Source organism: Streptomyces sp. NPDC050704, assembly GCF_040654355.1.
Lineage (GTDB): Bacteria > Actinomycetota > Actinomycetes > Streptomycetales > Streptomycetaceae > Streptomyces.
Genome location: NZ_JBFAHW010000240.1, coordinates 1 through 5091, shown reverse-complemented (window position 1 = coordinate 5091; position 5091 = coordinate 1). Strand labels below are relative to the sequence as shown.

Sequence of the window (5091 nt, the reverse complement as noted above, 5' to 3'; positions counted from 1 at the left end):
CGGATGCGGGCGCGTTCTTTGCGTTCGGCGGCCGGGACGTCTCGGTGGCGGGCGTGGGCGTTGCGCCAGCGCAGGTAGGCGTGCAGGGCCCGGGTCTGCACGGTGTGGTCGGGGTGGTGGGAGTTGGTGATGGTGAACTGCCGCAGCGGTCCGAAGTGCGCCTCGATCGGGTTCGCCCACGAGGCGTAGGTCGGGGTGAAGCACAGGTCGGCCTTGTGTTTCTTCGCCCAGCGTCGGATGTCGGCGCCTTTGTGGGCGGACAGGTTGTCCAGGATGACGTAGACGGGGGCGCCCGTCGGGCCGGGCTGCGCGGATCGACTCCAGCGCGGCCAGTGTGTTCGCGGCGCCCTTCTTGCGGTGGTTGACGCCCCACAGGGGGTCGTCGCCGACCGAGTAGCAGCCGTGGAAGTCGCACCCCGTGGGTGCGGTGGTAGGTGGCCGGCAGCCGGTCGGGGTGCTTTTGTCGGGCCCAGCCCGAGCCTGCGGTGGGTCGGATTCCGAGTGGGCCGAACTCGTCGAAGGCGAACACCCGGTCCGGGAAGCGGTGAAGGACCTCCTCGATCCGGTCCAGCTTCGTCTCGCGGTCGAGGTCGGGGGATTCCTTCCATGTCTTGGTGCGCTGGAAGGTGACGCCGCGGCGGGCGAGCAGGCCACGTAACGCTTCGCGGCCGATGCGGATGACCCGGCCGTGGACTTTGCGCAGGTAGGCGACGAGCTTGCGCAAAGACCAGCGGGTGAACGGCTGGCCGAGTTTGGCGGGCCGAGCAGACCGAAGGCGGGCGTCGTGGGGGAGGGCCGGTCAGGCAGGGGTGATGCTCTCCGCCTGGGGGCCCTTCTGGCCCTGGGCCACGTCGTAGTTGACCTTCTGGCCTTCCTGGAGTTCACGGAAGCCCTGGGCGGCGATGATTGGAGTAGTGGGCGAAGACGTCCGGGCTGCCGCCGTCCTGCTCGTCGCAGAGGGACTCAACGGATGTCTCACCGGCCCCCGTCGGCGTTCAGCAGGGTGGTGCCCGCGGGGGTCAGGGTGTGCAGGACGGATGGGCCGTGGCGGCGGCTGAGGAGCAGGCCGCTGTTGCGCAGGACGCTGGTGTGCCGGGTGGCGGAGGCCGCGGATACGCCGGCGAGCCGGGCGAGTTCGCCGGTGGTCGCGCCGGTGGCGGAGGCCCGGAGGATGGCGGCGCGGGTCGCTCCGATGAGCGCACAGAGCGGGGCCGGTGAGGCGGGCGCCCCGGTGTGGCCGTCGTCGGGATCCTGGTGACGCAGGGGGTAGACGAGGACGGGCGGGAGGTCGGGGTCGGCCAGGGCTACGGGGGTGCCCCGGCAGAAGTATGAGGGGACAAGAGTGAGGCCGCGGCCGCGCAGATGCAGGTCCCGGTCGACGGGGTAGTCGACCTCCAGGGTCGGTCTCAGCCAGCGGATACACGGGCCCAGTCCCGCGAGCAGCCCTCCGGTGCCGTCGTCCAGCAGGGCACGGGCGCGGAGCGAGCGATCGGCGTCGTGGTGCGCTTGCATGAGATCGCGGTGCGGAAGAAGGGCGATGCCGTGATAGGCCCGGATCGTCTCGACTAATTGACCGCGGGTTTCCGTATCGGCTAATCGCCGGGTCCAGGAGGGAACGCTTCTCACTCTGGCCAGCATTCCGATTTCGTGCTGGACGAGGCTGCGGGGAGCGGAGAGTATCGCCTCCAGTCCTGCTTGCAGGCCCTCGGCCGCCGCGCCGGGGGTGAGGAAGTCGGGGAAGTAGCTGCCGCGAGGGTAGAGCGGCAGCAGCATCTCACGGACGGCTGCGGTCAGTCCCTTCTCGTGCAGGGCCTGGCGTGTGGTGCGGTGCCACTGCTCGTAGGGCCGCAGGTTCCGTCGGCCCTGGAGCCGGTGCAGGCTGAAGTAGATCTCCCAGAGTGGATCGGGTCTGGACGCGACTTGAACACGCGCTAAATCGGCATCCGTGAAATGGATACGGAGCATTGAATTCCCCTCGTCTGCCTCGTCTTTTGCGCTGGCGCGTAAAAGTATGTGAAGGAGCACAGGAGGCTGACAAGGTCGTCTCGAATCCCGGTGCAGCACTGGGCGGTCTACGAGACGAAGAGGATTTTCCGGATGCGATCGAAGATCATGAAGCGGGCGTGTGTCACCGCCGCGACCGTCGCCGCGCTCACCGCCGGCGGCCTGGCCGGTGCGGGCACCAGCTTCGCGGCCCCCGCCTCGTCCTCGGTGCCCGCGGCGGCGTCGGCGGCGAGCACGGAGGCCATCGGCGTGCTCGCCGTGAACAACCTGGGGCTGGACACCGCCCACGCCAGGAGCTGGCAGTGCCTGCTGCGCGACCGGGCGAGCACCTTTGGTTTCCCCGGCCCGGGCACCATCGACGGCCAGCTGGGTACCAACAGCTGGAAGGCGGCGCAGAACTTGTTCAAAACCCTGGGCTACTACAGCGACTCCATCGACGGGATCGTCGGCCCCAACACGATCAAGGGGCTGCAGAAGTACCTCAACCTGCACGGCGCCAGCCTCGCTGTCGACGGGGACGCCGGGCCCGCGACCAAGTCCGCGTTCTGGAACTTCGCCCGCACCAACCGCTGCTGACCTGGTCTCGCCTCCGACCGCACACACGCGCACCGCTGCCCGTCCTCCCCTCAGGGAGGACGGGCAGCGGCCCGTACGGCGACACACGACCGCCCTTCCCCTACGAGAACACACAGGGAGACACACCCCATGGACCTCCCGGACCGCCAAGGCCTACGGGGCACCAGACGCCCCGCATCCCCCTCCCCGCTGCCGCGCCGGACGTTCCTTGGCGCGCTGGGCGCCGCGGCCGTACTGGGCACGACAGCGCTCCCGGCCTCGGCCGCCACCTACCCGCTGCTCACCCGCGCCCAGTGGGGAGCCGACGAAGCCCTGCGCCACACCGCCACCGGCACCGAGCGCTGGCCCCCCGCCTACTACCCGGTCCAGACCCTGACGGTCCACCACACCGCGGACGGCGGCGACAGCCTGGAGGCGGCCGCCCGGGTGCGCGCGATCTACCGCGCCGACGCCGCGGAGTACGGCGACCTCGGTTACCACTACCTGATCGACGCGGCCGGTCAGGTGTACGAGGGACGCTGGTCGGGCACCGACGGAACGCCCGCGCACGACGCGGCGGGCCGCCTGGTCACCGCCGCCCACATCGGGGAGTACAACTCCGGGAACGTCGGCATCGCCCTACTGGGCACCTTCGCCGCACAGTCCGCAACCCCGGAAGCACGCGTCTCGTTGGCCCGACTGCTGGCCGAACTCGCGGGCCGTCACGGGGTGGACCCGCTGGCCGACGTGGTCTACCGCAATCCCGTCAGCAATGTGGTGCGCACCGTGCAGGCCATCGGCGGGCACCGCGACTGGGCGAGCACCGAATGCCCAGGCACGCTCTACACGGACCTGCCCTACATCCGCCGGGAGGTCGCCGAACTCCTCGCCGGCTGAGACGGGCCGCGATACCGGGCATCTTCTTGCCGCGCCCACTGGGTTCCCGGCGAGGTGCGGCGGTCCCCTTCTACGGGGCGGCGGGTCTGTCGGCGGGCGGGCTGGCGGGGGATCCGGTGGTGCTGTTCAGGCGGTCGGCGACGTCGAAGAGGGTGGGCCGGGTGCCGGTGGCGGGATGGTAGACGAGTCCGTAGGTGCGCGCGAAGCGGTTGGCCGGTGCGGTGCCGGTGGCGGTGTGTTCCAGGAACAGGGCGTAGGTGAGGGAGGCGACCTGCGGCGCATCGAGGTCCAGGAGCCAGCGGCGGGTAGCAGGGTCGAACCGTGCGTGGTGGACCGCCTGGTCCAGGCCCTGGGCGGGCGGGATCTGCGGGGCGTCCAGATGGAGGTAGCGGCGCAGCACGGCCAGCTTGGCGTGGGTGAGCGAGGCGCTGCAGTCCGGGGGCCGGGGGAGGGGCGCCCTACTCGTCCAGGGCCGCACACTGTCGGCGTAGGACAGGACGTCGCAGCCGACCGTGGTGATCCGCGCAGCCCACACCGACCCCGGCAGCGTACGCAGGGTCGCGGCATCGGCCAGTGCGCACAGACCCAGCGCGGCCAGGTCTTCCGCCACCTTCAGGCCCACCCCTCCCGGCGCGGCCCACCAGGTCTCCCGGCCCGGCCCCGTCGCCTGCTCCAGCTGCCTCAGCAGCGCGAACTGCTTTGCGCTCAGCGCCATCTCAATCTCCATCTCCATCTTCCTGTGCGGACCGGGTCCGGGACGTGATCCACAACTTCAACACCGACGGCTTCGAGGCGCTCTACCCGAAGTACAAGGGCGGCCGCCCCAAGACCTTCACCCTCCCCGAGCGCCGGGAGATCAAAAAGATCGCCAAGTCCAAGCCGGCCGAGCACGGCCTGCCGTTCTCGACCTGGAGCCTGGCCAAGCTGGCCGACTTCCTGGTCGCCGAGGGGGTGGTCGACGACATCAGCCACGAGGGCCTGCGCATCCTGCTCCGCGAGGAGGGCGTCACCTTCCAGCGCACCAAGACATGGAAGGAATCCCCCGACCTCGACCGCGAGACGAAGCTGGACCGGATCGAGGAGGCCCTTCACCGCTTCCCGGACCGGGTGTTCGCCTTCGACGAGTTCAGCCCACTCGGAATCCGGCCCACCGCAGGCTCGGGCTGGGCCCGACAAAAGCACCCCGACCGGCTGCCGGCCACCTACCACCCCACCCACGGGGTGCGACTTCCACGGCTGCTACTCGGTCGGCGACGACCCCCCGTGGGGCGTCAACCACCGCAAGAAGGGCGCCGCGAACACACTGGCCGCGCTGAAATCGATCCGCGCAGCCCGGCCCGACGGCGCCCCCATCTACGTCATCCTGGACAACCTGTCCGCCCACAAAGGCGCCGACATCCCACGCTGGGCGAAGAAACACAAGGCCGACCTGTGCTCCACCCCGACCTACGCCTCCTGGGCGAACCCGATCGAGGCGCACTTCGGACCGCTGCGGCAGTTCACCATCACCAACTCCCACCACCCCAACCACACCGTGCAGACCCGGGCCCCGCACGCCTACCTGCGCTGGCGCAACGCCCACGCCCGCCACCGAGACGTCCCGGCCGCCGAACGCAAAGAACGCGCCCGCATCCC

The 5091-nt window shown here is 70.3% G+C and carries 4 protein-coding genes and 3 pseudogenes; 3 read left to right on the top strand and 4 right to left on the bottom strand.

Features of this window, described 5'->3' with window-relative positions:
- The 3 genes and pseudogenes from AB0I18_RS51590 to AB0I18_RS51580 all read right to left on the bottom strand — a co-directional run.
- Nucleotides 1-763, bottom strand: a pseudogene (locus AB0I18_RS51590) (IS630 family transposase); the annotation flags it as partial.
- A gap of 36 nt (nt 764-799) precedes the next feature.
- Nucleotides 800-950, bottom strand: a pseudogene (locus AB0I18_RS51585) (cold shock domain-containing protein); the annotation flags it as partial.
- A 25-nt stretch (nt 951-975) separates the two neighbouring features.
- Entirely contained in the window at nt 976-1965 is a 990-nt protein-coding gene (locus AB0I18_RS51580; RefSeq protein ID WP_363112814.1) for a winged helix-turn-helix domain-containing protein, read from the bottom strand.
- A gap of 132 nt (nt 1966-2097) precedes the next feature.
- Between AB0I18_RS51580 and AB0I18_RS51575 the strand changes: the two genes are divergently transcribed.
- Together AB0I18_RS51575 and AB0I18_RS51570 are read left to right on the top strand one after the other, a co-directional pair.
- A complete protein-coding gene (locus AB0I18_RS51575; RefSeq protein ID WP_363112813.1) occupies nt 2098-2580 on the top strand; it encodes a peptidoglycan-binding domain-containing protein in 483 nt (160 codons plus the stop codon).
- A gap of 129 nt (nt 2581-2709) precedes the next feature.
- On the top strand, nt 2710-3456 hold the full coding sequence (locus AB0I18_RS51570) for a peptidoglycan recognition family protein (RefSeq protein ID WP_363112812.1): 747 nt from the start codon (nt 2710-2712) through the stop codon (nt 3454-3456).
- Between the two features lie 70 nt (nt 3457-3526).
- Here AB0I18_RS51570 and AB0I18_RS51565 read toward each other — a convergent pair whose 3' ends face one another.
- On the bottom strand, nt 3527-4183 hold the full coding sequence (locus tag AB0I18_RS51565; RefSeq protein WP_363112811.1) for a DUF6417 family protein: 657 nt from the start codon (nt 4181-4183) through the stop codon (nt 3527-3529).
- On the opposite strand from AB0I18_RS51565, the pseudogene AB0I18_RS51560 reads away from it, so the two are divergent.
- Nucleotides 4156-5091, top strand: a pseudogene (locus tag AB0I18_RS51560) (IS630 family transposase); the annotation flags it as partial. The gene AB0I18_RS51565 and the pseudogene AB0I18_RS51560 overlap by 28 nt on opposite strands.

What these genes read in the sequence shown, in the direction of transcription:
- AB0I18_RS51565 (WP_363112811.1), bottom strand. Translation starts at nt 4,183, where the DNA reads ATGGAGATTGAGATGGCGCTGAGCGCAAAGCAGTTCGCGCTGCTGAGG.
- AB0I18_RS51570 (WP_363112812.1), top strand. Translation starts at nt 2,710, where the DNA reads ATGGACCTCCCGGACCGCCAAGGCCTACGGGGCACCAGACGCCCCGCA.
- AB0I18_RS51580 (WP_363112814.1), bottom strand. Translation starts at nt 1,965, where the DNA reads ATGCTCCGTATCCATTTCACGGATGCCGATTTAGCGCGTGTTCAAGTC.
- AB0I18_RS51575 (WP_363112813.1), top strand. Translation starts at nt 2,098, where the DNA reads ATGCGATCGAAGATCATGAAGCGGGCGTGTGTCACCGCCGCGACCGTC.